This window comes from Catenulispora sp. GAS73 (genome assembly GCF_041262085.1).
Lineage (GTDB): Bacteria > Actinomycetota > Actinomycetes > Streptomycetales > Catenulisporaceae > Catenulispora.
On sequence record NZ_JBGCCM010000001.1, the window covers coordinates 424477 to 451096 of the forward strand.

The following is a 26620-nucleotide window of genomic DNA, read 5'->3' on the forward strand; positions in this document are numbered from 1 at the left end:
TACAGGTCGCCGTCTCGCACAGCGGTACCGCGGGCCGCCGACGCAGCCCGTCTCGCGCCGTTCTAAGCAGCGCCCCGAGCCCGCCGAGGCTGCTGACCGCGGGCCCCGGGATTCCCCTGCGCGCCACGGCTCCCATGCGCAGGCCGCCCCCGGCGGCTGCGGCCCGAGCCATTCGCGCCGCCGGAGCCGGTACGCCGCGGGCGCTCAACCACCGGGTCGGGGATCGTGACCGGGATGCCGGTGGGGACCTTGGCGCCGGTGATGCGGGCCAATTCGGCGTCGCCGGGCTGGGTGTGGGCGGTGTGGGGGGTGATGCCGGCGGCGGCCATCATGCGGGTCATGTCGCGGCGTTGGGTGGGGAGGACCAGGGTGACCACGGTGCCGGACTCGCCGGCGCGGGCGGTGCGGCCGCCGCGGTGGAGGTAGTCCTTGTGGTCGGTCGGGGGATCGATGTTGACCACCAGGTCCAGGCCCTCGATGTGGATGCCGCGGGCGGCGACGTTGGTGGCGATCAGCGCTGTGACCTGGCCGTTGCGGAACTGGGTGAGGGTGCGGTTGCGCTGGGGCTGGGACTTGCCGCCGTGCAGTGCCGCCGCCTTCACGCCGTTGGCCAGCAGGTCCCGGACCAGGCGGTCGGCGCCGTGGCGGGTGTCGGTGAACATGATCAGGCCGCCGTCGCGGGAGGCGATGTGCGCGACCGTGGCGTTCTTGTCGCCGGGCTGCACGTGCACCAGGTGGTGCTCCATGGTGTTGATGCTGGCGGCCGAAGGGTCCACCGAGTGCGTGACCGGGTCGGTGAGGAAGCGGCGGACCAGGCGGTCGATGTTGCGGTCCAGGGTGGCCGAGAAGAGCATCGTCTGCCCGCCGGGGGCGACCTGGTCGAGGAGTTCGGTGACGTCGGGCAGGAAGCCCATGTCGGCCATCTGGTCCGCCTCGTCCAGGACGGTGACGGTGACCTGGTCCAGGTGGCAGTCGCCGCGCTGGATCAGGTCCTTCAGGCGTCCGGGGGTGGCCACGACGACCTCCACGCCGTTGCGCAGCGCCTGGGCCTGACGGCCGATCGACATCCCGCCGACGACGGTCGCCATCCGGACCTTGACCGCGTCGGCGTAGGGCGTCAGCGCCTCGGTGACCTGCTGCGCCAGCTCCCGCGTGGGGACCAGGACGAGCGCCAGCGGCTGGCGGGGCTCGGCCCGGCGCCCGGCGGTACGCGCCAGCAGGGCCAGGCCGAAGGCGATGGTCTTGCCGGAGCCGGTCCGGCCGCGGCCCAGCACGTCCCGCCCGGCCAGCGCGTTCGGCAACGTCGCGGCCTGGATCGGGAACGGGGTGAGGACCCCCTGGCGGGTCAGGGTGGCGAGCAGCGCCTGCGGCATCTCCAGCTCGCTGAAGTCTTCGACGGCGGGCAGCGCGGGGGTGACGGTGACCGGGAGCGCGAACTCGCTGGTCGAGGACGACCCCTGGCGGCCGGAGGCCGGATTCCCGCCGCGACGGCCGCCGCCGCCGGAACGGTAGCCGGAACCGGAGCTGGAGCTGGATCCGGACAGGCGCGAGCCTGAGCCGGCGTTCTGCTTGAAATCGCGCTCGGAGGAGCGGTTGGGACGACTGGAACGGTTGGAGCGGGTCATAAAACCTTCTTCAAGAGGCACGTGGCACTAGGACGCCGGGCCGCACTGGACCGCAGAGGGGTCACGCGAACGAGCCGGAAAGACGTGGGGCGTGGACGGTGGAACCGTTCGGCACGTCACCTACGGTCGGTGCACACCCACGGCAGCGGGGCCAAATGGCGTCGGCACAAATGAAGTGCACCTATCGTCTCCAACCGGTAGGTGCACACAGGTTTCTGGAACCACAACCGCAACAGGTTCAAGTATAGCAGTCCAGGTCCTGATGAGAGCGCACCCTCAGACAAGACCTCGACAACGCGTGCGGAGCGGGCGCGAGCCAGTGCGAGCGAGGACGCGCGAGTACATCAGTGCACTCATCCCGGGGGGCTCATCCCCGAGGCGGATGATCCACTCCGACACCCCTCCCCCGGGCGGATGTCACGCCACTGATACCGGCATAACGTACTGATCATGACCGGTAACCCTTTGCGCACCAAACGAATGGCGGCCGCGCTCGCCGCGGTGGCCGTCGTCGCGGGAACCCTTGCCTCAGCCCCGGTATCCGCGTCGGCCGCCAGTCCTCCGGCCACGACCACCACGACGACCACTCTCGCCGCGCCGTCCGCCGGCGGCATCCACTTCGCGGTCGACATCCGCAGAACCGAATACGGCATCCCGCACATCCTCGCCGGCGACTACCCCAGCCTCGGCTACGGCTACGGCTACGCGTTCGCCCAGGACAACATCTGCGTCATGGCCGACCGGATGCTGACGGTGAGCGGCGACCGATCCCAGTTCCTCGGGCCGACCGCGATCGTGGCCGATCCCCTCGCCGGCCGGACCACCAACCTGCAAAGCGACCTCTACTACCAGAGCGTGCGGCAGTCCGGCCTCGTGCAGCGCCTGCTGGCCCAGCCCGCACCGCTCGGCCCGACGGCGCAGGTGCGCCAGATGGTCGACGGCTACGTCGCCGGCTACAACCGCTACCTGCGGGCCACCGGCGTGGCCAATCTGCCCGACGCCACCTGCCGCGGGCAGGCGTGGGTGCGCCCGATCACCGCGACGGACCTGTGGGACAACATCCTCGACGTGGACAGGATCACCGGAACCGCGCACTTCAAGGCCCCCATCGCCGACGCTGCTCCGCCGGCCGCGGGGACGACCGCCGGGACGACGGCGACGTCCGCCGCTCCATCACTGTCGGCACTCCTTTCCAGCACCACGCAGACCGAGAACAAGAGCCTGGGCAGCAACGGCTGGGCCCTCGGCAAGGACGCCACCGCCGGCCACGACGGGATGCTGCTCGCCAACCCGCACTATCCCTGGGCCGGCTACGCCCGCTTCTATCAAGTCCAGCTGACGATCCCCGGCAAGATCGACGTCACCGGCGCCAGCCTCTACGGCTCGCCGGTGGTCGAGATCGGCCACACCAACGGCTTGGCCTGGACCCACACGGTGTCGACGGCGAACCGCTTCACCCTCTACCAGCTGACCCTGGCCCCGGGTGACCCGACCAGCTACCTGGTCGACGGCAAGGTGGTGCCGATGACGCGGCAGAAGGTGTCCGTCACTGTGCGCGGCACCGACGGAAAGCTCTCGACCGTCGTCCGCACCCTCTACGGCACGAAGTACGGCCCCGTACTCGCCAACGGCTGGACCGCCACGAGCGCCGTCGCCCTCGACGACGCCAACGCCGACAACCTCCGCTCGATGAACGAGTGGCTGGCGATGGACACCTCGCAGAACCTCGACCAGCTCCACAAGGCGCAGGACACGTATCAGGCCATTCCGTTCATCAACACCATCGCGACGGACTCCAGCGGCACCGCCTTCTACGGCGACGCCGGCGTGGTCCCGAACGTCACCGACGCCGAAGCCGCGCGCTGCATCGACACCCCGGCGGGCCGGCAGGCGTTCCCGGAGAGGTTCATCATGGACGGCTCCACCTCGGCCTGCGCCTGGGGCACCGACCCCGACGCCATCACGCCCGGCATCTTCGGGCCGTCCCGCTACCCGCAGCTGACCCGCGGCGACTACGTCGCCAACTCCAACGACAGCGCGTGGCTCACCAACCCGGCGGCGCTGATCACCGGCTACCCCGCCATCTACGGCGACACCGGCACCCCGCGCTCCCTGCGGACCCGGCTCGGACTGACCATGATCGGCCAGCGGCTGGCCGGCACCGACGGCCTGGGCGCGCCGGGATTCACCCTGAGCGATCTGCAGACCGTCGAGCTCAACGACCGCAACCTCAGCGCGGAGCTGGCCCGCGACGCGGTGGTCGCGATGTGCGAGGCGAACCCCGTCCTGACCGCCGACGACGGCACTCGCGTGGACGTCGGCGCCGCCTGCTCGGCGCTCGCGGCCTGGGACGGCCGCGGCGACGCCGGGAGCCACGGTGGCGCGCTGTGGCAGGCCTTCTTCACGCAGCTCGCCAACAGCTTCAACCAGCAGACGTGGTGGCAGGTGCCCTTCGACCCGGCGCACCCGGTCACGACTCCCGGCGGGTTCGTCGCCGACGACCCGAACGTGCGGCACGCACTGGCCGACACTGTGCAGCAGTTCACGGCCAGGAAGATCCCGGTGGACGCCACGCCCGGCGACGTCCACCAATGGGACGGCGTCCCGCTGAACGGCTGCTCCGACGAGGAGGGCTGCTTCGACGTGGTCGGGGCGTCCCCCGACTCGGGCCAGAACTCCTCGGTCGCCGACGGCGCCTTCGGATCCAGCTTCATCATGACCGTCGAGCTGACCCCGTCCGGCCCGCACGCCCGGACCATCCTCACCTACTCCGAGTCGTCGAACCCTTCGTCACCGCACTACACCGACCAGACGGTCCTCTTCTCCCACAAGCAGTGGGTCACGGAGCGGTTCTCCGAGGCTGAGATCTACGCCGATCCGCAGCTGCGGAGCACGATTCTGATCGGGTGACGCCGCTCAAGCATCAAGAGCCGCTCGGGGTCCCGGTGCCGCCTGTGCAGGCGGCGCCGGGCTCCGGGGTCTGCGGGCCCTGCATGTACTTGCTGATGAACTTGGCGATCCGGGGGTCGGTGGCTGAGTCGACGTTGAGCTGCTTGCCCCAGGCGGTCACGGTGATCGGCGAGGGCTGGGTCGGGTACGGGCTCAGGACGGTGTAGGCCTTGCCGTGGACGTCGGCGGAAAGGGTGGCGATCTGGCCGGCGCCGATGCCGGGCTGGTAGGTGACCCAGACGGCGCCGTGCTCCATGGCGTGGACGGCGTTCTCGTTGGCGACCGGCGCGGTGTAGACGCCGCAGTTGAGCCAGACCGGGGCGTGGTCGCCGCCGACCGGCGGGGTCTGCGGGTAGGTCACCGGGGTGGTGACGTGGTTGCGGCTCAGCCCGCTGAAGGATTTGACCCCGGCTATGTCCGCCGAGGCCTGCGAGGCCAGGACGACGGCGGTGATGGTGCCGACGATGCCGGCCAGCAGCAGGGCCAGGATCCCACGGAAGATCATCTTGCCGCGGCGGGCCTTGCGCTTCGCCTCGGCCTGAGCGGCGGCCACGCGTTCGCGGGCCGCGGCGGCGCTCTTGGCCCTGCTGTTGGCGTTCTTCCCGGAGGCCATGCCTGCTCCTAACGGCCGGGCCGCATCAAGGTCGCGGCCGATTACCTAATCTCCTAAGAAGATTAGTGGATGGGTACTGACTGCGGCTACGCCCGCCTGCGGCTCAAGCGGAGAACAGCAGCGCCAGGCCGCCGAGGGTGTAGCCGACCATGAGGGCCAGCAGCGGCAACTGGCTGCGGACCAGGGACTTGGGGAACAGCTCGGCGGCCCGGTCGTGCGCGGACACGGTGCCGATGATATGGCCGATCACCACCCCGGCGACCTGGACCAGGGAGATCGTGCTCAGGCTGATCAGGCGGTAGTCGACGACGTGCCCGGCAGTGCCGAACAGGTTCGCGCCGTCCACGAGCGGATCGGAGGCGAGGATCAGGGCCTGCTGGCCGTTGAAGACCAGGAGCGAGAAGTAGTGCGCGATGACGTAGCCGGCCGCGATGGGGATCAACGAGTGCGCGAACCGTCCGGCCGCCGCGCGCCCGGGCACATCGCCGGCGCCGGCCAGCCGGGTCGACAGATACATGACCGCGCTGAAGCTGGCCGCGACGAAGGCCACGACCGCGACCAGCCCGAGCGTGTTCGCCCACGTCACGCCCAGCGGCCCGGACTGGACGTGCGCGGCCCAGGCCGGGGAGGCCGAGGCCCCGTCGAAGGCGGTCGAGCCGAGCATCACCGAGACGATCGCCACCAACCCCGGCGCGGCTTCCAGCGAAGCCAGTCCGTCCAGCGGATTGCGCACCACGATCCGGCCATCGTCGCGCCGGCCGATCGGGGCCAGGCGTCCGATCAACGTCGAATAGGCCTCGAAGGCGTCGCAGCGATCGAACCACCCGGCACCGAATACCGTCGCCGCACTCACGTGGACGATGCCGTAGATGCCGAACCACAGCGCGAGCACGCGCGGATCGTCCCGGTTCGGGCCGGCCAACTCCAGCCAGGTGAACGCCAGCAGCCCCACCGCGGCCGGGTAGTAGCCGACGCTGGCCGGAAGCTCGGCGAATCCTTGATCCGGATCACGGCGCAGCACGGCGGAGATCGCCAGATGCACCGTGCGCAGCGGATTGAGCTGCCGCCAGATCGGGCCGAGCAACAGCGAGGCGGGCACCAGGCCGACCCAGAACACGACGAAGACGAAGGTGGCGGTCGGATTGAGGTCGTCGACGCGGCCGAACAGCGCCGCGACCGCGGTGAACCCGCCGAGCAGCAGTCCCAGTCCGCGCAGCAGCCACCGGGTCTCCGGGGCGTCGACCGCCATCGTGGCCCAGCCCGGCAATGCCCGCCCGGCCCCCGCGCCCCGCAGCTTCGGCGTCGGCCACAGCACCAGCAGCGCCGCGAAGGACACCGCCACGGCGAGCCCTCCCCCGACCAGGACGGAGTTGAACGGGATCGGGAGGTCTCGGCGTCCGCCGACGCCGTGGGCCAGGATGACGACGTTCGGCGGGGCTATGTCCGTCGGCATCGCCGCGCTCACTTCACTTCGATCTGCAGCAGCTGCAGGTTCGACTTGTGCGTCTCGACCTCGAAGATCCCGGGCAGGTTCGCGGTGAAATCGATGGTTCCCGGCTTCCCGGCGGCGATCTCGATCTCCTTGTCGTAGCCGTGCAGGTGGACCTCGTCGTCGGCGTCGCTGGTCACGGTGAGCACGACCTCGTCGCCGAGGTGGACGTCGTGGACCGCGTCGGTAGGCGTGACCTTGTGGTGCGCGATCTGTACGGCGATCCGCACGGGACCGGCGCCGCCGGCCGCCGCCGTGGGAGTCGATTTGGCCGAGGAGCACGCGGCGATTCCGAAGGCGCCGACGGCGACCGCCGCCAGCGCTATCGCCCGGGATCGACGACGGGCCATGGAGACTCCTCGGGGTCGCGGCGGACCAATCTCCAATCCACCTAAGTAGGTTGGGAGAATACGGTACACGCGCCCGCGCGCCAACACCCGTCCCATGGTCGGCGCGCTATCGTGGCCGTAGTTCTAAGTCGGTTAGGACACCGCGGAGGTGGTGGGATGGCGCTCGGCGAGACAGTACGCGGCTTCGGCGAGCTGGAGTCCGAGATCATGGACTTCGTCTGGTCCGCCGACGGCGCGGTGCTGGTCCGGGAGGTCCGCGACGCCATCAACGAGCAGCGGCCGATCGCCTACAACTCGGTGCAGACAGTGATGGAGATCCTGCATCGGAAAGGCTGGCTGACCCGGGCCCGCGACGGCCGGGCGTTCCGCTACAGCGCCGTGCACTCCCGCGAGGACTACGCCGCCTCCCTGATCGATCAGGTCTTCGAGTCCGGCGCGAATCGCACCGCCACCCTGGTCAAGCTGGTCGAGCAGATGGACCCGGCCGAGGCCGAGGAGCTGCGCACCGCGCTGGCCGCCGCCAGGAGCGGCGGAGCCTCGTGAAGATCGCGCTGATACTCGCCGCCTACGCCGCGGTGCTCGCGGTGGCCGGGCCGCGCCTGATGACCCGCGCGGCCTGGACCACCCGCGCGCCGCGCCTGGCGATCGCCGCCTGGCAGGCGCTGTGCGCGGCGGTGGTGGCCTCGGTGCTGCTGGCCGGATTGGCACTGGCGGTCCCGACGATGCGGATCAGCGGCGACCTCGCGACGCTGCTGAAGGCATGCGGGATGGCGCTTCGTGCGCAGTACGCCACGCCGGGCGGGGCCGCGGTCAGCGCCACCGGCGCCGGGCTCGCCGCGGCCGTGGCCGCGCGGCTGCTGTGGTGTCTGGGCGGGAGCCTGGCCTCGGCCCGCCGCGAGCGCACGCGGCACCGGCGGACCCTGGCCCTGGTCGGGGCGGTGCACGGCGACACCGGGGTGTCGGTGGTCCCCGACGGCCGCCCGGCCGCGTACTGCCTGCCCGGACGCGGGCATCGCATCGTGCTGACCTCGGCGGCGCTGGCGAAGCTGGGGCCGAGCGAGCTGGTCGCGGTGATCGCCCACGAGCGCGCACACGTACGCGGACGCCATCACCTGGCGCTGGCCTTCGCCGGCGCGATGACCGCCGCCTTCCCCCGCATCGGCCTGTTCGCCGCCGCGGACTCCGAGACCCGGCGGCTGGTGGAGTTGGCCGCCGACGACGCCGCGTGTGCGAGCACTGACGAGCTCACGCTGGCCGAGGCACTGCTGTCGATGGCCGGCGCCGGTGCCCCGGTCGCTCCGGTCGCCGCGCTGGCCGCCGGCGGTGATGTGGGCGACCGGATCCGCCGCCTGATCGACGGCCGGCGTCCGCTGCCGCGCTGGGGCTCCCGGCTCGGCCTGGTCGCGGCGCTGGCACTGATCGTGGTGCCGTTCGTCCTCGCGGCCGAGCCCGCGTTCGCCGTGGCCAGCATGAACTACTGCCCGCTGAGTGCCCACACCTGCCCGTTGCGCTGACTTACCGCGGCGGCTGCGACTGCGGCTTCGTGGGACGACTTCGGCGGCGGAGATCGAACCGGAACCGCCTGCCAACCGTGTCCACAGTGCGGACGTTGCGATCGCGACTCCAGGTTGGGAGGTGGCAGAGGCGATGGCCACATTGACTCCTGACCACCGCGGGTTCGAGCCATGAACACGATCAACGGCAGGCCCGGCGTGCCGCGGCAGGAGGGACACTGCGAGCAGGAGGATCTGCGGATATCCCTGGGCGCATATGTGCTCGGCGCTCTGGACGAGGCCGATTCGCAGCAGGTGCGCAAGCATCTGCGGGACTGCCTCCCGTGTCAGAAGGAGTACGACGAGCTGGTCGAAGTGCGCATGGTGCTCGACCACGCCCGCGCCACGTCGGCGCTCGCCGCATGGTCCGCTCGCGACGCCGCGCCGGACCGGGCACCTCAGCCGACCGGCCAGGCGCCGAATCGCCGCCACCACCGCCAACCCCGCCAGCCCCGACGCCGCCTCGGACTGGCGGCGGCCGGCGCGGTGCTGGCGAGCACCGCCGGGATCGGCGGCTTCCTGCTCGGCGGCCAGGGCGGCGGCAATTCCGGCACGCCGCCGGGTACGCGCGCCGTCGCGGCCACCGGCTTATACGGCATCACCGCCTCGATCCGGTTCCACCCCGAGGCCTGGGGCACCTCGATCCAGGTGACGATGAGCCACGTCCCGGCCGACTACACCTGCACGCTGACCGCGGTCACCAAGGACGGACGCGCCGAAGCCGCCTCCACCTGGTCCTCCGGCCCGCAAGGCGGGACCGTGACGGTGCCCGCCGCCGTCGCGTTACCGGCATCCTCGATCGACCACTTCGACGTCGCCGTCGCGCCGGGGATCGATCTGATCGTCCCCGCAGGCTGACGCCCCCGGAGCTGGGCAGCCTGTCGCAGGTCAGCTCGGCGGGGGCGGCGGCAGGCCGAGCTGCTGGCGGATCATTTTGACGGCGTTCTCCACGGGGACGTTGGCGGCCGTCAGTTGCTTCTCGTATCCGGCCAGGCCGGCTAGCGAGGTGACGCGCGCCGCCGTCGCTGTCAGGTCGGCGCGCGCCTCGTTGACCGCGAACAGCGACTTGGCGACCGCCTCGGTCGGTGGCGGGAACGTGATGGCTTGAAGGCTCTGATCGAAGAGGTGCTCGGTGGCCGAGGCGTCGCGGAGATCGGCCTGCGCAGCGGACAGATCGCCTCGGTCAGGTCCGTCCAGATGGTCGAAGTCGATTTCGAGGCGCTGGTTTCCGGCATTCGCGATGGCGAGGTAGCGCGCTGCTGAGGCGCGGCCGTCAGGCGCGGACCGCCCGCTGGTCTGCGACGCGCACCCGGACGCGAGCAGCACCCCCGCAAGCGCCACCGCCACAGCCGCCGACGCGACGAGGCGCGCGGCGGGCTGCGGCGGAGGCGAGCGGTGCTGCATGTCAGTAGTTGTAGCCGCCCCCGGACGTACTCGGCGCGGGCGCGGACGGCGTCGAGGACGGAGCCGCGGTGATGGCGTTGCCGTCGGTGCCGACGACGTACCAGATGCCGCCGAAGGTCGCGACGCCCTCGCCGTTCACGTCGCCCGCCTTGGCGTCGTGACTGAAGGTGTACAGGGGGTGGCCGTTGTAGGTGACCTGCGTGGTGTGGTCGGTCCTGGCGGTCGTGCCGACCAGGGAGGCGGTGACCCCACTGCTGGCCGGCATGCCCGTCGTGGTGTCCGGCGGCCAGATCCCGGCACAGGTGCTGTAGCAGCTGGACGTCGAGCCCTTGTCGGCCGTCAGCACGTAGAGCGTACGGCCCGAGCCGTCGACCAGGATCTGGCCGTACTTGGAGTTCTCCGTGTGTACCGCGGCCGAGGCCGCGGGTGTGCTGCTGGAGGATGACGGAGCGCTTGACGGTGTGCTCGACGCTTTGCTGGAGCTACTGGAGCTACTGGAGCTTCCGCACCCGACGGCCAGCGCCGCGACGGCGCCCACACCGGCTGTGACGGCGATGAGACGGTTCATGGTGCACTTCTTCCGCTGGAACCACCGCGTCGCCTGATGCGATGCGGCCAATCCATCGGCCCGTGAATGGGTCTTCATTCGCAAAACGTCCCGAACAGTCCGCGGGTTCACCACCGAAGGGCTCCGTCCGCAATCAGCTCACGGGCTGATCACCTTCACCATGCGGCTCACCGACTACATCAGCCGGCAGGCCACCGGTCGTTAGGTGAGACGCGCTGGTCAAGACCCTGGTAGATCTTCCCGGAAGACGACCTCCGACGACCAAGGAAATCAGGCCTCGATGACAGCCTGACCGTACCCCCCCGGAGCGATCAGACCTTGTCACCGGCAGCGTTCACAGCGAACCAGCCGGCCCCGAAGGAGGTGTTGCCCTCGCCAGTGGTCTGCCCGGCGGCGCTGTCCCCGGCGTAGGTGTAGAGCAGGTGACCGTTGTACTCCAGCTGCTTCGTGCCGTCGGCGCGGGTCACCGTGGTCAACAGCGATGCGGTGAGCCCGGAGCCCGCGACCGGCGTGCCGGTGGCGGTGGCCGGAGGCCACACGGCAGCGCACGCTCCCGAGCACGCCGACTTGGTGGCGGTGTCGGCCTGGAACAGATACAGGGTGAAGCCCTGCGGGTTGACCAGGACCTGGCCCAGCGGCGTGGAGCTCAGAGAGACGGAGGCGCCGGGCACTGATGACGGCGACGCAGGCTGGGAAGGTGACGAACTCGACGATCCGCCGCAGGCGGCCAGCAGGACAGCCACGGCAGCAAGGCCGCCGCCGACGAGAACCGAACGGGACATGACGCACCTCCGGCGCACTCACTCAGGGCGGCCCGTGATGGCCAAATCGCCCTTTCCGCCCAAAACGGCTTCCCAGGGGCGCGAGTTCAATCAGGCCCGAGGAACGGACCGAGGGCCGCCCGGTCGGACGGCCCTCGGTCGCGAACCCAAGTCGCGATCCTCAGTCACGCACCGTTGTCACACGGCTCACGCCAGCGGCCGGACCAGCTTGACGTTGACCGCCTCGACCGTGGTCAGCCGGTTGGTCAGCACGACGCTGGTACGCCCGCTGTCCGGGCTCACGAGCAGCGAGGCCGACGCCCCGGGGCCGCTCCCGGCGTGGCCGACGACCTGCTTCGGATAGTGCAGCAGCCAGCCGAGCCCGATCTCCGCGCCCGCCTCATCGCGCGAAGCGTGCGGCCGCAGCGCCTCGTCCGCGAGCTCCCGGGGCAGCAGCGTGGACCAGGCGGAGCCGAAGCGGACCAGATCCGCGCCGGTGGACCACAGCCCACCCGCGGCTTGGAGCGTGAACATCGGCAGCGGCTCGGGGACGAACGTACCGTCCTGCGCCAGCCGGTAGCCGGAGGCCATGTCCGTCGAGGTCGGCGTCGGTGGCTCCTGCGGGAACCACGAGTCGGCCATCCCCAGCGGTTCGAGCACCAGTCCGGTGACCGCCTCCGCGAAGGAGGACTCTGTGACGTCGGCGATCAACTGCCCGAGCACCGCGTAGCCGCCGTTGCTGTAGGCGAACTCCTCACGTGGCCCGGAACAGCCGACGACCTCCCCGAGCACGGCAACGGGATCAGCGACGGAATCAGCCCACATCGACGCCGGGCTGTCGACGCCGCCGGTATGCGAAAGCAGTTCCCTGACGCTGACCGCGTCATCGGCGAGCCGGAGCGACCGCAGGCGGCCGTTCACCGGATCGTCCAGGCCGAAGACACCACGCTCCACGAGGCGCAACACCGCGGTGGAGGTGATGAGCTTGGTGATGGCGCGCGCCGGAAAGCGGTGCTCGGGCCGCAGCGGCACGCCCTGGTCGAGGTCGGCCCAACCGTGCGCGTACGCCCAAGGGATGGGTGTCGGCGCCGTGCCCCAGTCGCCGGCTGCGATCACTCCGACGAGACCGAGTTCGGCGGAGGACTCGTCGATCTGGCCGGGCACCGCCTCGGGGACCGCACCGAGGCTCGCGGCCGGTGGCCGGGCCACGCGGGTGTCGGTGACGGTTCCGCCGTCGGGGTAGATGCGCAGGCCGGTGAGCCGGTACGGAGGCTCCTGCTCCGTGGTGGCCTCCACCCGCAGGTCCGCGACGCGAGCGCGCAGGCGATCCGGTTCGACGCCGACGGGAACCAGCTCCTGCCGCAGCTTGGCCGCCACACCGACAAGCGTTGTGGCCAGCGTCTCCGGTGGGACCAGGTCCAGGAAGTGCTCGGTGAAGTGTTCGGCCAGCTCGCTGGTGGCGGGCGGGGTCCAGCCCGGTACGCCGTCGGAGGTGGCGTAGCGCTGAAGGACCCAGCGCACCTGGTCGAGTGCGTGGCTGGGCTCGGCCTCTTCGACCTGACCAGCCTGTGCGGCCTCGATGTGCTGCTTGAGTGCCGCCCAGCTGCGCATCCCGTGCTCGCGGGCGACGGCCAACTGGGCATCGTGCAGGGTGGTGAACTCTCCGGCGGCCAGCCGACGCTTCGCTTGAAGCTTCAGGTGGCGGACACTCGGGTTCCGCGGGAGGTCACGGAATTCGTCGTGGGCAGCGGCCCCTGACTCGTGGGACAAGGCAGTCCTTCCTCGTCGCCCGCGGATCCGCGTTCATCGGGCTGGAAAGACATGCCGACGCATGTACACGCTCGAACCGGTGAGCTTGGAGCTCTACCCGCGGACCCAGGTGCGGCCGGTGACCACCGCGAGCGACGATACACCGCCCGCCGCCGCGAGCGCGACCGCCTTCACGGCCGCGCAGGCGTAGCGTGCTGGGCATGTCAGAGCACGCACAAGACGACGGTCCGTGGACGGTCGCCTGGTCCACGACGTCGGCAGAACCCCGCCTCCGTTTCGCGTGGGACATCGGCGAACCCCCGGAGGCGCTGGCGACCAAGGTGGTCGACGGCCGCACACTGGTGGTCGCCGAGCCTCGTGGCCAGACGGTAAGGGTGTGGGATCTGGCCACCGGCGGAGGCAGAGACGAACCCGCGTCCGACTTCGCCGACGTGCACTGGGAAGGGCCCTCAACGTTCGAATTCGGCGGACAAGTGTACACCGACAAACCGTCCGCACCGGCGACCGTGGACGGTCACGCCCTCGTGGTGAGCTGCGACGGCATCCGGGTACGAGTGTGCGACGCGCGCACCGACCAGCCGTTCGTGGAGTCGTTCCGGGTCGCTCCCGAGTCGGTGACCGCGGTGACGACCGCCGTGGTGGATGGCGAGCAGTTGGTCGTCGCCACCAGCGGAGATGACACGCACGGCAACGGCACCTTGTGGGCGTGGGAGCTGGCTCCGCGCGAGAAGCCCGGCGCTCCGATCACCGGGCACGCCGGCGAGGTGGCGGATCTGGCCACCTCCATCGTGAACGGTCGGCGAGTCATCGTCAGCTGCGGGGACAGCACGCTGCGGCTGTGGGATCCGGCCGCCGGAGGACTCGTCGGCGCGCCCCTGACCGGTCACCTCGACACGGTGAACACCGTCACCACGATCGTGCTGGACGAGCGGCCGCACGCCGTCACCGGCAGCATGGACTCCACGGCGCGGCTGTGGGACCTGACCACCGGGCGCCAGGTCGGGCCCGACCTGAGCAGGTATCCCGCCGCTGACCTGCCGGCTATCCCTCTTGCGCGACGGATAGCGGCCATCTTCTCAGGCACCACCCCGCATCACGTGTTCGCGGTGGCGACCGCGAAGGTCGGCGACGACGGTGTCGCAGTGGTCGGGGGCACCGACGGAGCCCAGGTCTGGGATCTGGCCAGCGGCGAGGCGCGGGGTGAACCGCTGACCGAGGACTTCCTGATGCACGTGGTGACGGCGGAAGTCGACGGCCGAGTCGTCGCCGTCACGGCCGGCGGCCCCAGCAAGGTCGGGCTGTGGGACCTCGCCACCGGCGCGTCGATCGGGGAACTGCCGGGCGAGATCGCGACCGAGGGGCCGGTGATAGCGCTGGCGGCCGAGAAGGTCGACGGCCGGACCATCATCCTCACCGCGAGGACCCCTCTGACGGGCGGTAGCAGAATACAGATATGGGACCCGATCACCCGCACGCTGATCAGCGAGATTCCGGAGAATCCGGAATCGCACATGTTGGTGGGCTCCCTCACGGTCGCGGTCCTCGACGGACGCCTCTGTGTCATAGCCGGCGGTACCATCCCGAAGAGCCGCGGAACACTGCTGGCTTGGGACCTGGCCACCGGCGAGCAGGTGGGAGAAACGCAAGTCTTTCCCTCCCCGGTGTCGGCGGTGATCCCGTATCCCGAGGGACCCGATCGACGCGAACGGCGCGATGGATCGTTGGCGATCGCGATCGGCCATGATGTCGCCGTACTGACGCCACGCTGACCCGCCGCAGGTCGCGCGGATTCCTGTTTCGACGCCGCCGAGCCGGACACCAGACGTCTACGACGGAGGTGATCTGAATGCTCACCACGAGGCCACATCCGGACCTCGCTACGAATCGCGATGCCGGCTGGCAGGAACGCGCGGCCTGCCGGACCACCGACCAGGGCTTGTTCTTCGAGCCCGAGCACGAGCGCCAGGACGTGCGCGACCGCCGGACCCGAGCGGCCAAGGCCGTCTGCGCGACGTGCCCAGTGCGCCGCGAGTGCCTGCTCTACGCGCTGTCCACGCCGGAGCGCTACGGGATCTGGGGCGGGTTGACCGCGAAGGAACGGGGCCGGATCCGGAGGCAGCGCCCCGCCGGGCGGACCGACCGCCGTGGTCCGTAGCCCCGGCCGGTCGACAGACTGCCGCTGCGCGGGATCAGTCCTGCTCAGAGTCGAGTCCGGTGATGGCCCGCATGGTCACGTCGTCGAACGGGCTCAACGGCTCCAGCACCGCGAGCTTGCGGCCCAGCGCATCGAACGCGACAACCACTGGTCTAGCGGTCGGTCCATACGGCGTGGCCGAGGCTTTCCAGACCACGACCAGCCGGCCGTGATCCGGGACGGCGATGGTGCGTCCGTCGACGACTACGTGATCGACGACATCGGCGGCACGCAGAGAGAATGTGGCGACGAACCCGACAGCGTCGAAAGAGGGTGGCGAAAACGGGTCCGCACCCTCGCGATCCCGTCGGCTACGGGTGAACCCGATGCCGCCTTCGGCTGTGAGCAACGGCGTGCCGACGCTCGCGGCCGACGGGCGCGGACCGACCATCTCAGGGCTGATACTCCCGCTTCCGCCGCCGAGGATGTGCCACTCTCCCGTGGCGTCCTGCTCGTAGTCACAGCGAAACGACCGCCCGCCTTGCACGAGACACACCGTGCCGATCCCGCCGCTGCCGCCGTCGGAGACGTCCATGCCCAGCAACGAGAAGCCCCCGCGTCCAAGCACGGCATCGCCGCCACCGTCCAGCAGCGCGCGCCCCAGCTGCGCCGCCCGTTCGAACAGGTGGATCGAAGAACTCTGCGCTGAATCCCCCATGAACCCACCATAACCGCCGGCCGCGCTGGGCGCCGTGCTGGGCGGTACCGGCGGCACAGCCTCCTACGTCCCGGAACCCCCGACCGCCGGATGAATAAGGCCCGTACTCTCACGGACGATGAGCTCGTACGGCGCCCACAACTCCACCGGTCCGCTGTCCGACCGCTTGCCGAGCCGGGCGATCATCCGATCCACCGCCAGCCACGCGATCGTCGCCTTGTTCGGCGAGATGGTCGTCAGCGACGGCGTGTTGTACCGCCCGGCCTCGATGTCGTCGAAGCCGACGACGGCGATGTCCTCCGGCACCCGCACACCGTGCGTGAGCAGGGTCCGGATCGCGCCGAGGGCGAGCAGGTCGTTGTAGCAGAACACCGCGTCCGGCGGCCCCTTCGGGTGCTGGAGCAGGGCGGCCATCGCCTCGGCGCCGTTGGCACGGTGGAAGCGCCGGGTCGTGACGATCAGCGACTCGTCCACCTTGCGCTTGCGGGCCTGGTGCGCCTCGCGGTAGCCGCGGGTGCGGAGCTGGGCGGTCTCCCCGGTCTCCCAGGGTTGGTCGCCGACCGCCGCGATCCGCGTGCGGCCGAGGTCCAACAGGTGCTCGGTGGCCACACGCGCCGCCTCGACGTTGTCGATGGCGACGTGGTCGTAGGCGCTCTCAGCGATCCGCTCGCCGAGCAGGACCAGCGGGCGGGAGCGGGTCGGGTCGCGCTGGGCCAGGTCCGCCTGGGACAGGGCGAGCGGGCTGAGGATCACGCCGTCGAACATGGTCGCGAGCGAGTCGCCCATGATGAGCTCGCGCTCGCGGTCCGGTTCGCCGTCGGTCTGGTCGATGACGACGGTGTACCCGTGCTGGCGGGCCTTGGTGACGACGGCGCGCGCCAGCTCGGAGAAGTACGGCACGTCCAGTTCCGGGACCACCAGGGCCAGCATGCCGGTGCGGCCGCTCTTGAGGTTGCGGGCCGTCAGGTTCGGCCGGTAGCCGAGTTCGGCCACCGCCGCCTCGACCCGGGCCCGCTTCTCGTCCGACACCGGCGCGTACCCGTTCACCACGTTGGACACCGTGCGGATCGACACGCCGGCGCGCTCGGCGACGTCGCGCAGACGAGGGGTGGTCATCGCGGTTTCCTCCCGTGAAACGTGATGTGGCGGTTCCAGTTCAACGATGCATCGATGCAGAGCCGGGCCGGGCCGGCTCGGCGACGCGGCCTACCGCGTGACGTCCACGACGGTGCTCCCGATGATCCGTCCCGCCGCGACGACCAGCAGGTGCAGCCGCGCGGCGGCGCGGTCCGCGGGCAGGGTCTCGGTGACGCGGAGGGGCTCGCTGAGCCGGAACGGATGCACTTTGACAGTATTCTGCAACCAGGTCCCTTCTCCGCGCGCGATCTCGGAAACGGCGTCGGCGTCGTAGTCCCCCAGCGCCGCGCTCCACACCGGCAGCACGGCCGCCTCGACCGCCGAACCGCCGTGATGCGAGATCCGCACGTCGAACGCCACCTCGCCGCCGGGCCCGACACCGACCACGTCCCGGCCCGGCGCGACCGGGCTGAGCTCGGGGACGACGACGGTGTCGGCGTTGGTCGCGCCCGGCCGGTTCGCCCCGGTGTCCTTGTCCTCGCGGTGGAAGGTGTGGATGCCGGCCATCTCGTGTTCGATGTCGTAGAGCTCGGTCCACACGTAGCCGGACAGCATGTCGCGACGCCGCAGCTCAAGGGTCTGCCAGCGCAGGTTCCACCCGCGCTCCACGCTGGTCTTGCCGCCGCCGAACTCGCTGTTCAGGTTCGGCAGCTCCGGCGTCGGACCGGACTTCGCCGCCATCAGCACCTTCTCGACGACCCGGCCGGGCCCGAGCCCGACCGGGAAGCTCTCCGCGCCCTCGTCGAGCAGGGCGCGCATCTTGGCGGCCCAGCCGGCCGGCGTCTCGTCGTAGATGTGCCAGTCGATCAGGTCGGTGGCCACGTGCGACCACCCGGAGTCGTCGACCGCCGGGCGGCTCGGGTCCAGCTCCTTGAGCTGCTCGTACGCACGCCGGACCGCCTCCTGCTTCGCCGGGTCCGCCACGACGTCCCAGTCCAGCCCCCACTCCTCGTTGTACAGGCCCCAGATCACGATGCTCGGGTGGTTGCCGTCGCGGCGCACCATCGGCTCGATCTGCGCCTCGAAGCGGGCGACGGCGGCCTGGGTGAAGATGCCGGTGCTGGCGGGCTCGGCCCACACCAGCATGCCCAGCCGGTCCGCGTGGTGCAGGAAGCGGGGGTCCTCCAGCTTGAGGTGCTTGCGGACCAGGTTGAACCCGTCCGTGCGGGCCAGTTCCAGGTCGGTGACGAAGGCTTCGTCGTCCGGCGCGGTGATGCCGGTGCGCGGCCAGTAGCCCTGGTCCAGCACGCCGCGCACGTACAGGCGCTCGCCGTTGAGCAGGATCTGGTCCCCGCGTACCTCGACGCGGCGAAGCCCGGTACTGGAAAGCACCCGGTCGGCACCGTCCGCGGACTCCAGCCGTACTTCGACCTCGTACAGGTGCGGATCGTCGGGGCTCCAGAGGCGCGGCGCGTCGATCGGCAGCGTCACCCGGAGCGGCGCCGTCGGGTCGGTGACCTCGACGGTGACGGACGACGCGCCGGTGGCCCCCACGATCCCGACCTCGACCTGAGCGCCCACGGTGTGCGGTCCGGCGACCGAGACCGTGGCCGTGATCGCGTCGAGCGTGTCGGCCGGGACCAGCGCGACGGCCGACAGATGAGTCGCCGGCCGGACCTCCAGCCACACCGGCTGCCAGATGCCGCTGCTCGGGGTGAAGGCGCAGTCGTCGTAGTCGTCGCGCGGGATGCTGCGCTGCTTGCCGTGGACGATCTCCCGCTTGTCCGCCGGCGCCCACACCCGGACCAGCACGTTCACCGCCGACTCGCCGTCGAGCGCGTCGGTGATGTCGAACTCGAAGGGGGTGTATCCGCCCTCGTGCTCCCCCACCGAGACGCCGTTCACCCACACCGTGGCGAGGTGGTGCACGGCGCCGAAGTGCAGGACGACCCGCTGGCCGGCCCAGTCCTCCGGTACCGAGATCTCGCGCCGGTACCAGCCGTACTCCAGCCAGTGCGCACCCACGCCCGAGGCCTCGGTCTCCCAGGCGAAGGGCACGACGATCTGCTCGGACCAGGGCCCGCGCTCACCATCCCGAGCGAAATCCCACGCGCCGTTCAGGCTGACCCAGGCGTGCGAGCGGTCGAAATGCGGCCGAGGGTACTCGGGGCGGACGAGAGACACTTTCCCTCCAACGGGTTTTGCGACATACGAGTGATGACAAAGATCGGTGTGCCACAGCTCAGCCGGTGACGCTGCCCTGCAACGCTCCGCCCCGGAAGTACTTCTCCAGGATCAGGAACAGCGCGATAAGGGGCAGTACGGTGACCAGGCCGCCGGTGATGAGGACCGGGACCAGCTCGGCCTTCGTGCCGGTCTCCGCGGCCTGCGACAACGAGGACAGGCCCACGGTCAGCGGGTACATGTCGCTGCGGCTGAACAGCATCAGCGGCAGGAAGTAGTTGTTCCACACGGCCACGACGGTCAGCAGCAGGACCGTGAGCAGCCCCGGCACCATCAGCGGCAGCGCGACCCGGCAGAAGACGCGCACCTCGCCCGCCCCGTCGATGCGTGCGGCGTCGAGCAGGTCCTGGGGCACCGTGGCGTCAATGAACGTGCGCATCAAGTAGATGCCCACCGGGGAGACCATGCTCGGCAGGATCATGCCCCAGACCGAGTTGACCAGGCCGACCTTCGCGTAGACGAGGAACAGCGGCAGCGCGATCGACGTGATCGGCACCAGCAGCGTGGACATCACCAGGTAGAACAGCGCGTTGCCGCCGCGGAACCGGAAGCGGGAGAAGCCGTAGCCGGCCAGCGCCGACAACACTGTCGCCCCGGCCGCTCCGACGACCGCGTACAGCAGCGTGTTCTCCAGCCAACGCAGATAGACTCCCGCGCCACTGATGTTCTTGCCCAGACCGGCGAGATTCTGGAACAGGCGGAACGGCCGCGCGAACCAGAAGCCGGAGCTCTGGTAGACGTTGGCCTGGGTCTTGGTCGAGTTGATCAGCAGCCAGACGAGCGGCGCCAGGATGAACACCGCGAAGCCCGCACACACCAAGGTCAGCAGCGTCGTCGTCCCGCGGCGCAGCCCGTAGAGGCGGACCGGCACGCTCTCGCGAGCCGCCGCCGCTCGCCGAGCCGTCTTCCGCGCGGCACGGGACGATACGGCACGAGCCGACGCGGTACGGGACGAGGCAGCGCGTGACGCCGTGTCAGTGCTCATCGGAACTCTCCATTCCTGCGGCGCACCGCGAAGGCGGCCAGCGAGATCGCGCCGATGATCATCGCCAGCAACACGGCCGCCGCGGCGCCGAGGTTGTACTCGCCGCTGCCCACGGCGGTGTTGTACACGTACAGCGAGGGGGTGAAGCCGTAGGAGACCGCCTGGGGCTGGAAGGCCGCGAGGATCGACGGCTCGGTGAACAGCTGCAGCGCACCGACCATGTTCAGGAACAACAGCATCACGATCGTCGGCCGGACCATCGGCAGCTTGATCCGCAGGATGATCGTCGTCAGCGAGGCCCCGCCGACCACCGCGGCTTCGGTGATCTCCCGTGGCACGGCCTTGAGGGACGTGTAGAGGATCGTCATGTTGTAGCCGGTCCACTCCCAGAGCACGATCAGGACGATCGTCGGCAGGATCATCCCCGAGGAGAAGAAGTCGACGTGCCCGAATCCGAGCCAGCTCATCGCCTTCGAATACGGGCCGAACACCGGTAGCAGCAGGAACGACCACATCACGGCCGCGACCACGCCGGGGACGGCGAAGGGCACGAAGAACACGGTGCGGAAGAAGCGGCTGAACCTGACCACGCCGGCCTCGAAGACCGCCGCGAAGAAGAACGCGACCGCGATCGTCAGCGGGACCTGGACCGCGGCGAACACCAGGACCCGCCGCACGCCGTCCCAGAACTCCGGTGAGCTCAGCACCGTGCGGTAGTTGGCCAGGCCCGAGTAGCGCGTGCCGCCGATGAGCCGGCTGGTGTACAGGCTCGTGTAGATGGCGTAGATCGTCGGCACGACCATGAACAGGGCCAGCACCAGCATGTGCGGCGCGATGAAGACCGCGCCGGGCCACTGGCGGCCTCGCCCCTTGCGGCCGGGGCGGCGCGTGGGGCGCGTGGGGCGCGTACGGTGCGGCCGCCCGGTGCGGACGGATCCGGCCGGCACGGCGTGCCCGGTGTCGTCGGCGTCGTCGGCGGTGGCGACGACATGGCCGTCGGCGCCGACAGCGCGCGCGGGAGCAGGCCGCGCCTCGCGGATGGTCTGCCGACCCATGGGCTCGTCCTTTCGTTCCGTCGGAGGTGGTGGGCATTGGGGGAAATCTCGGGAGTCTCGCCGGCGCGGTGCGGACCGCGCCGGCGAGCGGCGTCCGGTCAGCTCCCGGTGACCTTGAAGCCCTGGTCCTTGGCGTACTTGACCATCTGCTGCTGGAAGGTCTGGAACGCCTGCGGCAACGTCTCAGACCCCTTCGTCACCCCGGCAAACGTGGAGGTCCACTGGGTCGCCGCCGCGGTCATGATCGGAGGCCACTGGGCCGCGGTCATGTTCTGCGCGGCCGTGGCGAAGACCGCGTTCGGCTTCGAGGTGCCCGAGATCGGCAGGGTGGCGTCCTGCAACGCGGGCGAGTTCAGCAGCGGCAGGTAGCCCGGGAAGGCACCGGCGACCGGGCCGCTGAGGATCTTCCAGGCGTCGGCCGAGCCGCCGAACCACTGCACGAACTCGGCGGCGGCCTTGGCGTGCTTGCTGCCCGCGATCACGGCCAGGGACGAGCCGCCCCAGTTGCCGGACATGCTCTGCCCGGCCTGGAGCTGCGGCAGCGGCGCGGCGCGCCAGTCGCCGACGGTCTGCTTGATGCTCAGCTGCATGCCCACCGGCCCCCACGCCGGGCTGAGCCGGGCAGCGTTGGCCCCGCTGTCGAGGTTGGACCACTGCGCCGGGGAGAAGTCGGCGGCCGTGGTCACCTCGTGCTTGTCGATCAGGCCCTGCCAGTAGTTCGCGAACGCCGTCTGCGCCGGGCCGGTGAAGTTGACGCCCAAGGTGTCCCCGCCGCTGTAGGTGAACGGGAAGGCGTTGTACTGCTGCATCAGCGCGAGCACGGGCTGGATGTCGACCGGGTCGAAGTTCGTGATCGCCGCCTTCGGGTCGGCGGCGTGCAGCTTGTCCGCCGCGTCGGCGAACTGCGCCCACGTCGTCGGCACCGAGACACCGGCGCCGGTGAACTGCTTCTCGTTGTAGTACAGCGCGAGCGGGCCGAGGTCGACCGGCATCGCGTACACCGCCGAGCCCTGCGACACCTGCGACCAGGCCACCGGCGCGATGTCCTTCTGCGAGGACCCCACCCCGTACTGCGACAGGTCGACCAGGCTGTGCGTGATCTCGAACGACGGCAGCTCGAAGTACTCGATCGTGGCCACGTCCGGAGCCCCGGTGTGCGCCTTGAGCGCGTCGTTCAGCTTCACGTACTCGGCGGTCGTCGCGCCGGCGTTCTCCAGCTGGACGCAGACATCCGGGTGCGTCTTGTTGAACTCGGCCACCGCCAGGTCGTAGCCGGTGGTCCAGCTCCAGAAAGTCAGTGGGGTGGCGCCGGCGGCGCATCCCGCGCCCGACGCCGCGGCACCCGACGAACCGCCGGAAGTACCGCCGGAGGAGCCGCCACGGGCCGCAGCCGGTGACGTGGAGCCGCCGCACGCCGCCAGCGGAACCACCGCCAGCACCGCGGCCGCCAGACCGATCGCACGACGACCGACGGTGCCGGTGCCGCCTCGGGACTTGCCCATCGCAACCACGCTCTCTCTCACTCGTTGATGGAGGTTTTCCGGCCTCTCTGCAACGTTGCAGAGAGGCTATCCCCGTCCTTGCCGACGTTGCAAGGGAATGACGATCACATTTCGGCGACGAGTCCGCGCGGTGGCTCTTGCCGGACCGAGGGCCGGCAAGAGCCACCGACGGGTTTCTCCGATTCCGGCTCAGAAGCCCTCAGACGCCCTCAGACGCCCTCAGACGTCTCAGACGGCCGGGGTCCACTGCTGGGTGGACAGGCCGTTGCAGTCGTAGATCTGGAGCTGCGTGCCGTCGGCCGTGTTGCCCTGGGGATCGTCGAGGCAGCGGCCGGACTGCGGATTGAGCAGCGAGCCGTTCGCCTGCGGAGCCCACTGCTGGCCGCCGCTGCCGTCGCAGTCCCGGAGCTCGACCTTGGTGAAGTTCGCGGTTCCGTTCCCGACGATGTTCAGGCACTTGCCGTAGGCCTGCAGGGTGCCGTTCGGCATCACGGACCACTGCTGGCCGGGTACCCCGTTGCAGTCCCACAGCTGGACCGCGTTGCCGTTGGTCGGGGTGTTGGTGTTGTCGTCGACGCACTTGCCCGTCGTGCCCGGCCCCGTGATGGCGGCGGTGGGCGCTCCCGGCATCGTCCACTGCTGCGTGGACAGGCCGTTGCAGTCGTAGATCTGGAGCTGGGTGCCGTTGGCGGTGTTGGCCTGCGGGTCGTCCAGGCAGCGGCCGGACTGCGGGTTGAGCAGCGAGCCGTTGGACTGCTCCCGCCACTGCTGACCCAGGGCGGGACCACAGTCCCAGAGCTCGACCTTGCTGAAGTTGGCCGTCCCGTCGCCGACGATGTCCAGACACTTGCCGAACGCCCGCACGGTGCCGTCCGGCTCCACGGACCACTGCTGGCCCGGGATACCTGTGCTGTTGCAGTCGTACAGCTGGACCGCGTTGCCGCTGGTCGAGGTGTTGGTGTTGACGTCGACGCACTTGCCGACGGTGCCGGGACCGGTGATCCTGCCGGTCGGGCCGGGCGCCACGTCAGTCCCGAACTGGACCTCGCACTTCCCGTTGCTGATGTGGGTTCCGGCCAGGTAGAGAATCGTCGAGCCCGAGACGGACGGCAGGATCGGCGAGCTGTAGCCGGCGCAGGCGGTCTCGCCGGAGTCGTAGCCGCCGGTCGGGTTGGTGCTGACCGGGGCGGTGGTCTCGGTCCAGGCACCGGAGCCGAGGTTCGTGTTGGCCAGCAGGACGATCCCGGACTCGTCCTGGTTCGTGATCGAACCGTCCGCGCCGTAGACCAGGCGCTGGCCGGACACCAGGAGGGTGCCGTTCGGACCGCCGATCGGGGACCACGCGAGTTCCGGGGTGTGCAGGAAGTGCCGGCCGTCCGCGGTCTGCACCAGGGATCCGAGGCCTGAGACCGGGGACCAGTTCACCCCGTCCGGGGAGGTCTTGAAGTAGACCGAGCACGCCGTGTCCGGGTCGAAGCCGGCCTTGCAGTCCTCGAAGGTCATGCCGTAGGTGCCGTTGGGCAGTTTCACCACCGTCGTCATGCCCGGCCGCTGGACGCCGTCCTGCACGGCCACGTCGTAGACCTCGCTGCCCCAGGTGGCGCCGCCGTCCGTACTCACGACGTGCGCCAGGACCTGGTTGTAGCTGTTGGTCGAGGGCCGCTCGTCGGAGAAGTAGCAGACCAGGCTCCCGTCGCCGGCCACCGTGAACGCCGGCTCCCAGATGCCGTGGCCCTGGGTGTCGGCCATCCCCGATTCGGACGTGCAGGAACTGCGGTAGGTCCAGGTGGCGCCGTGGTCGGTGCTGACGAAGACCTCGACGGCCTGCTGGGTGTAGTCGTTGTGGTTCCAGGCGGTACCGGCGGCCAGCAGCGTGCCGGCCGGCAGCGAGCCCTCGGCCCGGGGCAGTTCGTACAGGGTCGGTCCGTCCAGGTCCCAGCCGTGCTGGGTATCCGTCACGGTCCCGATCGGCGAGGACGACCAGGTCTGTCCGTTGTCGGTGGACCGGTAGATCGGGAAGTTCGCCTTCGTCGAGCCGACGCCCGAGTGGGAGAAGGTGGCCAGCACGGTGCCGTTCGCCGAGCCGCTGTTCGCCAGCCGGATGACGCGCGGGTAACTGGCGTCCTCGTTCGGGTTGGCCGAGACGTTCGGCGCGTACAGCACTCCGGTGGTCGCCGCCGCGGACGCCGGGGCGGTCACCAGCGCCGCCTGCGCCCCGATCAGACCCAGGACGACCAGCAGCGCGGCCGCCGCCGCGGTCAGGCGGCGGCCGGGCAGTCTTGTTCTGCGAACCATGCGGACTCCTTTGTGACGCCGGGAGTGCAACGATGCAAAGAGGCGACCGGGGTTAATGCAACGTTGCAGAATGGGTAGGCGTGACAGTAGCGGCGCGCGAGGGGAACCACAATGGGTCGGTCAGGGGAGCATGGCTGCGCGGCACGCGCGGACGGCGCCGAAACCAGGCCGAGCGGCGCCGGCTGAATACTCAGCCGGCGTGGTCGACCTGTGGTTTCGGCGCCGTCAGGAGCAGAGTTCCGCGGAGTTCTCGGTCGTGCCGCGGATTCACGGCAGCGATCTACAGCCGCGCCAGCCCGGGCGGCCCGGCCGGACTCGGCGCGGGCTCCGGCAGCGGATCGGGGCTAGGGACCGGGCCGGGCGTCGGAGGTGTGGGCTCCGGGAAAGGCTGCGGCGGGCCGGGCGTCGGGCGGGGCGTCGGCGGGACGGGCGTCGGCGTCGGAACGGGCTCGGGACCGGGGCCCGGAGGGCTCGGGATGGGAGGCTCGGGCACGGGCTCGGGGTGGCCGGGGCGCGCCGGGGGTACCGGTGTCGGCGGGACGGTGTCGGCGACTGGGCTTCCGCCCGAATGAGTCGGACCGGAGTTCTGGATGCGGGTCGGTGTGGTGACGGTCATGGTCGTTCCTCCTCGCAATCGCGTCCCGTCCGGCTGCCCGGGATCACCGAGGTGAAACGGCGCGCTGCCCGAATGGCCTCCATCCGGCGCCGTGACCTGCTACTTCTCCGGCTGGCAGCGAGGACACCAGTACACGACCCGGTCCTGCGGCGGCTCTCCCAGGCTCGACGTCAGAATCCGCGTCCCGCAGCGCCGGCACGGCTGGCGGGCCCGGCCGTAGACCCAGTTCCGGCGGTCGGCGCGGGTGTCGCCGGTGGTGACGTGTCCGACGCGCAGCCGGTTGAGTGTCAGCAGGCGGTGCGCCGTATCCACCACCTTCTCCAAACCGGGCACCTCCCCCACCGGCCGCCAGGGCGGGACGCGGGCCAGGAAGCTGAGCTCGTTGGCGTAGACGTTGCCCACTCCGGCCAGGTTCCGCTGGTCGAGCAGGGCCAGGCCCAGCGGCCGCGAGGGATCGGCGGACAGCCGACGCAGCGCCTCCTGCGCGTCCCAGTCCGGGCCCAGCAGGTCCGGGCCGAGGTGTCCGACGACGGTCGCCTCCTCAGCCGTCGGAAGCAGTTCGACCACGGGCAGCCGGTAGCCGACCGCGGTGTTGCGCGCGGTGCCCAGGACCGCACGGATCTGCCACCCCGGGCCGCCGCTCCAGCGTTCGCCGGCTCGGTAGACGGCCCAGCGTCCGTCCATCCGCAGGTGCGTGTGGAGCGTCAGGCCGCCGTCGAGCCTGGTCAGCAGGTGCTTCCCGCGAGCCGTCGTCTCCAGCACGCGGCGCCCGGTCAGGTCCGTCGTGGCCAGCGCGGGGACCCGCAGGTCGGCGACGGCGAGTTCGTCGCCCGCCAGCGCTTCGTGGAGCTGCGCGGCGGTCCGGAACACCGAATCACCCTCCGGCACGGGACCTCCTGCGTTCGTGGAAGA

General features: G+C 70.5%; 23 protein-coding genes. 7 read left to right on the plus strand and 16 right to left on the minus strand.

Features of this window, described 5'->3' with window-relative positions; genetic code table 11:
* Window positions 1-62 precede the first annotated feature (62 nt).
* On the minus strand, window positions 63-1625 hold the full coding sequence (locus ABH935_RS01750; protein WP_370375961.1) for a DEAD/DEAH box helicase: 1563 nt from the start codon (window positions 1623-1625) through the stop codon (window positions 63-65).
* Between the two features lie 450 nt (window positions 1626-2075).
* On the opposite strand from ABH935_RS01750, the gene ABH935_RS01755 reads away from it, so the two are divergent.
* Window positions 2076-4535, plus strand: coding sequence for a penicillin acylase family protein (locus tag ABH935_RS01755; protein ID WP_370375962.1), 2460 nt, complete (start codon window positions 2076-2078; stop codon window positions 4533-4535).
* Between the two features lie 13 nt (window positions 4536-4548).
* Here the strand turns inward: ABH935_RS01755 and ABH935_RS01760 are convergent, their stop codons facing one another.
* From ABH935_RS01760 to ABH935_RS01770, 3 genes are all read right to left on the minus strand, one after another.
* A complete protein-coding gene (locus tag ABH935_RS01760) occupies window positions 4549-5187 on the minus strand; it encodes a DUF3105 domain-containing protein (protein ID WP_370375963.1) in 639 nt (212 codons plus the stop codon).
* A 103-nt stretch (window positions 5188-5290) separates the two neighbouring features.
* Complete coding sequence (locus tag ABH935_RS01765; protein WP_370375964.1) at window positions 5291-6640, minus strand: hypothetical protein; 1350 nt, start codon at window positions 6638-6640, stop codon at window positions 5291-5293.
* 8 nt (window positions 6641-6648) lie between these two features.
* On the minus strand, window positions 6649-7026 hold the full coding sequence (locus ABH935_RS01770; RefSeq protein WP_370375965.1) for a hypothetical protein: 378 nt from the start codon (window positions 7024-7026) through the stop codon (window positions 6649-6651).
* A gap of 156 nt (window positions 7027-7182) precedes the next feature.
* Here ABH935_RS01770 and ABH935_RS01775 point away from each other — a divergent pair, with 156 nt between their 5' ends.
* The 3 genes from ABH935_RS01775 (at window position 7183) to ABH935_RS01785 (ending at window position 9437) form a co-directional block, all read left to right on the plus strand.
* Window positions 7183-7569 (plus strand): BlaI/MecI/CopY family transcriptional regulator, encoded by a 387-nt coding sequence (locus ABH935_RS01775; RefSeq protein ID WP_370375966.1) that lies wholly within the window; start codon window positions 7183-7185, stop codon window positions 7567-7569.
* Window positions 7566-8540: a M56 family metallopeptidase gene (locus tag ABH935_RS01780; protein WP_370375967.1), complete on the plus strand. Its 975-nt coding sequence runs from the start codon at window positions 7566-7568 to the stop codon at window positions 8538-8540. The genes ABH935_RS01775 and ABH935_RS01780 overlap by 4 nt, the downstream gene beginning before the upstream one ends.
* A 171-nt stretch (window positions 8541-8711) precedes the next feature.
* Complete coding sequence (locus ABH935_RS01785; protein ID WP_370375968.1) at window positions 8712-9437, plus strand: anti-sigma factor; 726 nt, start codon at window positions 8712-8714, stop codon at window positions 9435-9437.
* A gap of 30 nt (window positions 9438-9467) precedes the next feature.
* Here the strand turns inward: ABH935_RS01785 and ABH935_RS01790 are convergent, their stop codons facing one another.
* The 4 genes from ABH935_RS01790 to ABH935_RS01805 all read right to left on the minus strand — a co-directional run bounded on the left by ABH935_RS01790 (window position 9468) and on the right by ABH935_RS01805 (window position 13082).
* Window positions 9468-9983 carry a hypothetical protein gene (locus tag ABH935_RS01790; protein WP_370375969.1) on the minus strand — a complete coding sequence of 172 codons (516 nt, stop codon included), beginning with the start codon at window positions 9981-9983 and terminating at the stop codon, window positions 9468-9470.
* Window position 9984: 1 nt separating this feature from the next.
* Window positions 9985-10551, minus strand: a complete 567-nt coding sequence (locus tag ABH935_RS01795) for a hypothetical protein (protein ID WP_370375970.1) — start codon at window positions 10549-10551, stop codon at window positions 9985-9987.
* A gap of 311 nt (window positions 10552-10862) precedes the next feature.
* A complete protein-coding gene (locus ABH935_RS01800) occupies window positions 10863-11333 on the minus strand; it encodes a hypothetical protein (protein ID WP_370375971.1) in 471 nt (156 codons plus the stop codon).
* A gap of 186 nt (window positions 11334-11519) precedes the next feature.
* The gene (locus ABH935_RS01805; protein ID WP_370375972.1) at window positions 11520-13082 is read right to left on the minus strand and encodes a serine hydrolase; all 1563 of its coding nucleotides are present in this window, start codon (window positions 13080-13082) and stop codon (window positions 11520-11522) included.
* 61 nt (window positions 13083-13143) lie between these two features.
* Here ABH935_RS01805 and ABH935_RS01810 point away from each other — a divergent pair, with 61 nt between their 5' ends.
* From ABH935_RS01810 to ABH935_RS01820, 3 genes are all read left to right on the plus strand, one after another.
* Window positions 13144-13272 carry a hypothetical protein gene (locus tag ABH935_RS01810; protein WP_370375973.1) on the plus strand — a complete coding sequence of 43 codons (129 nt, stop codon included), beginning with the start codon at window positions 13144-13146 and terminating at the stop codon, window positions 13270-13272.
* Between the two features lie 10 nt (window positions 13273-13282).
* Window positions 13283-14851 (plus strand): WD40 repeat domain-containing protein, encoded by a 1569-nt coding sequence (locus ABH935_RS01815; protein WP_370375974.1) that lies wholly within the window; start codon window positions 13283-13285, stop codon window positions 14849-14851.
* A gap of 77 nt (window positions 14852-14928) precedes the next feature.
* Entirely contained in the window at window positions 14929-15237 is a 309-nt protein-coding gene (locus ABH935_RS01820) for a WhiB family transcriptional regulator (protein ID WP_370375975.1), read from the plus strand.
* A gap of 34 nt (window positions 15238-15271) precedes the next feature.
* Here the strand turns inward: ABH935_RS01820 and ABH935_RS01825 are convergent, their stop codons facing one another.
* The 8 genes from ABH935_RS01825 to ABH935_RS01860 form a co-directional block, all read right to left on the minus strand.
* Complete coding sequence (locus tag ABH935_RS01825) at window positions 15272-15934, minus strand: hypothetical protein (protein WP_370375976.1); 663 nt, start codon at window positions 15932-15934, stop codon at window positions 15272-15274.
* Between the two features lie 63 nt (window positions 15935-15997).
* Entirely contained in the window at window positions 15998-17050 is a 1053-nt protein-coding gene (locus ABH935_RS01830; protein WP_370375977.1) for a LacI family DNA-binding transcriptional regulator, read from the minus strand.
* 90 nt (window positions 17051-17140) lie between these two features.
* Entirely contained in the window at window positions 17141-19195 is a 2055-nt protein-coding gene (locus ABH935_RS01835; RefSeq protein WP_370375978.1) for a glycoside hydrolase family 2 protein, read from the minus strand.
* Between the two features lie 58 nt (window positions 19196-19253).
* On the minus strand, window positions 19254-20240 hold the full coding sequence (locus tag ABH935_RS01840; RefSeq protein ID WP_370375979.1) for a carbohydrate ABC transporter permease: 987 nt from the start codon (window positions 20238-20240) through the stop codon (window positions 19254-19256).
* Window positions 20237-21295: a carbohydrate ABC transporter permease gene (locus ABH935_RS01845; RefSeq protein WP_370375980.1), complete on the minus strand. Its 1059-nt coding sequence runs from the start codon at window positions 21293-21295 to the stop codon at window positions 20237-20239. The genes ABH935_RS01840 and ABH935_RS01845 overlap by 4 nt, the downstream gene beginning before the upstream one ends.
* A gap of 98 nt (window positions 21296-21393) precedes the next feature.
* Entirely contained in the window at window positions 21394-22797 is a 1404-nt protein-coding gene (locus ABH935_RS01850; RefSeq protein ID WP_370375981.1) for an ABC transporter substrate-binding protein, read from the minus strand.
* A gap of 228 nt (window positions 22798-23025) precedes the next feature.
* The gene (locus tag ABH935_RS01855; RefSeq protein WP_370375982.1) at window positions 23026-25092 is read right to left on the minus strand and encodes a ricin-type beta-trefoil lectin domain protein; all 2067 of its coding nucleotides are present in this window, start codon (window positions 25090-25092) and stop codon (window positions 23026-23028) included.
* Between the two features lie 715 nt (window positions 25093-25807).
* Window positions 25808-26596 (minus strand): DNA-formamidopyrimidine glycosylase family protein, encoded by a 789-nt coding sequence (locus ABH935_RS01860; protein WP_370375983.1) that lies wholly within the window; start codon window positions 26594-26596, stop codon window positions 25808-25810.
* Window positions 26597-26620 lie beyond the last annotated feature (24 nt).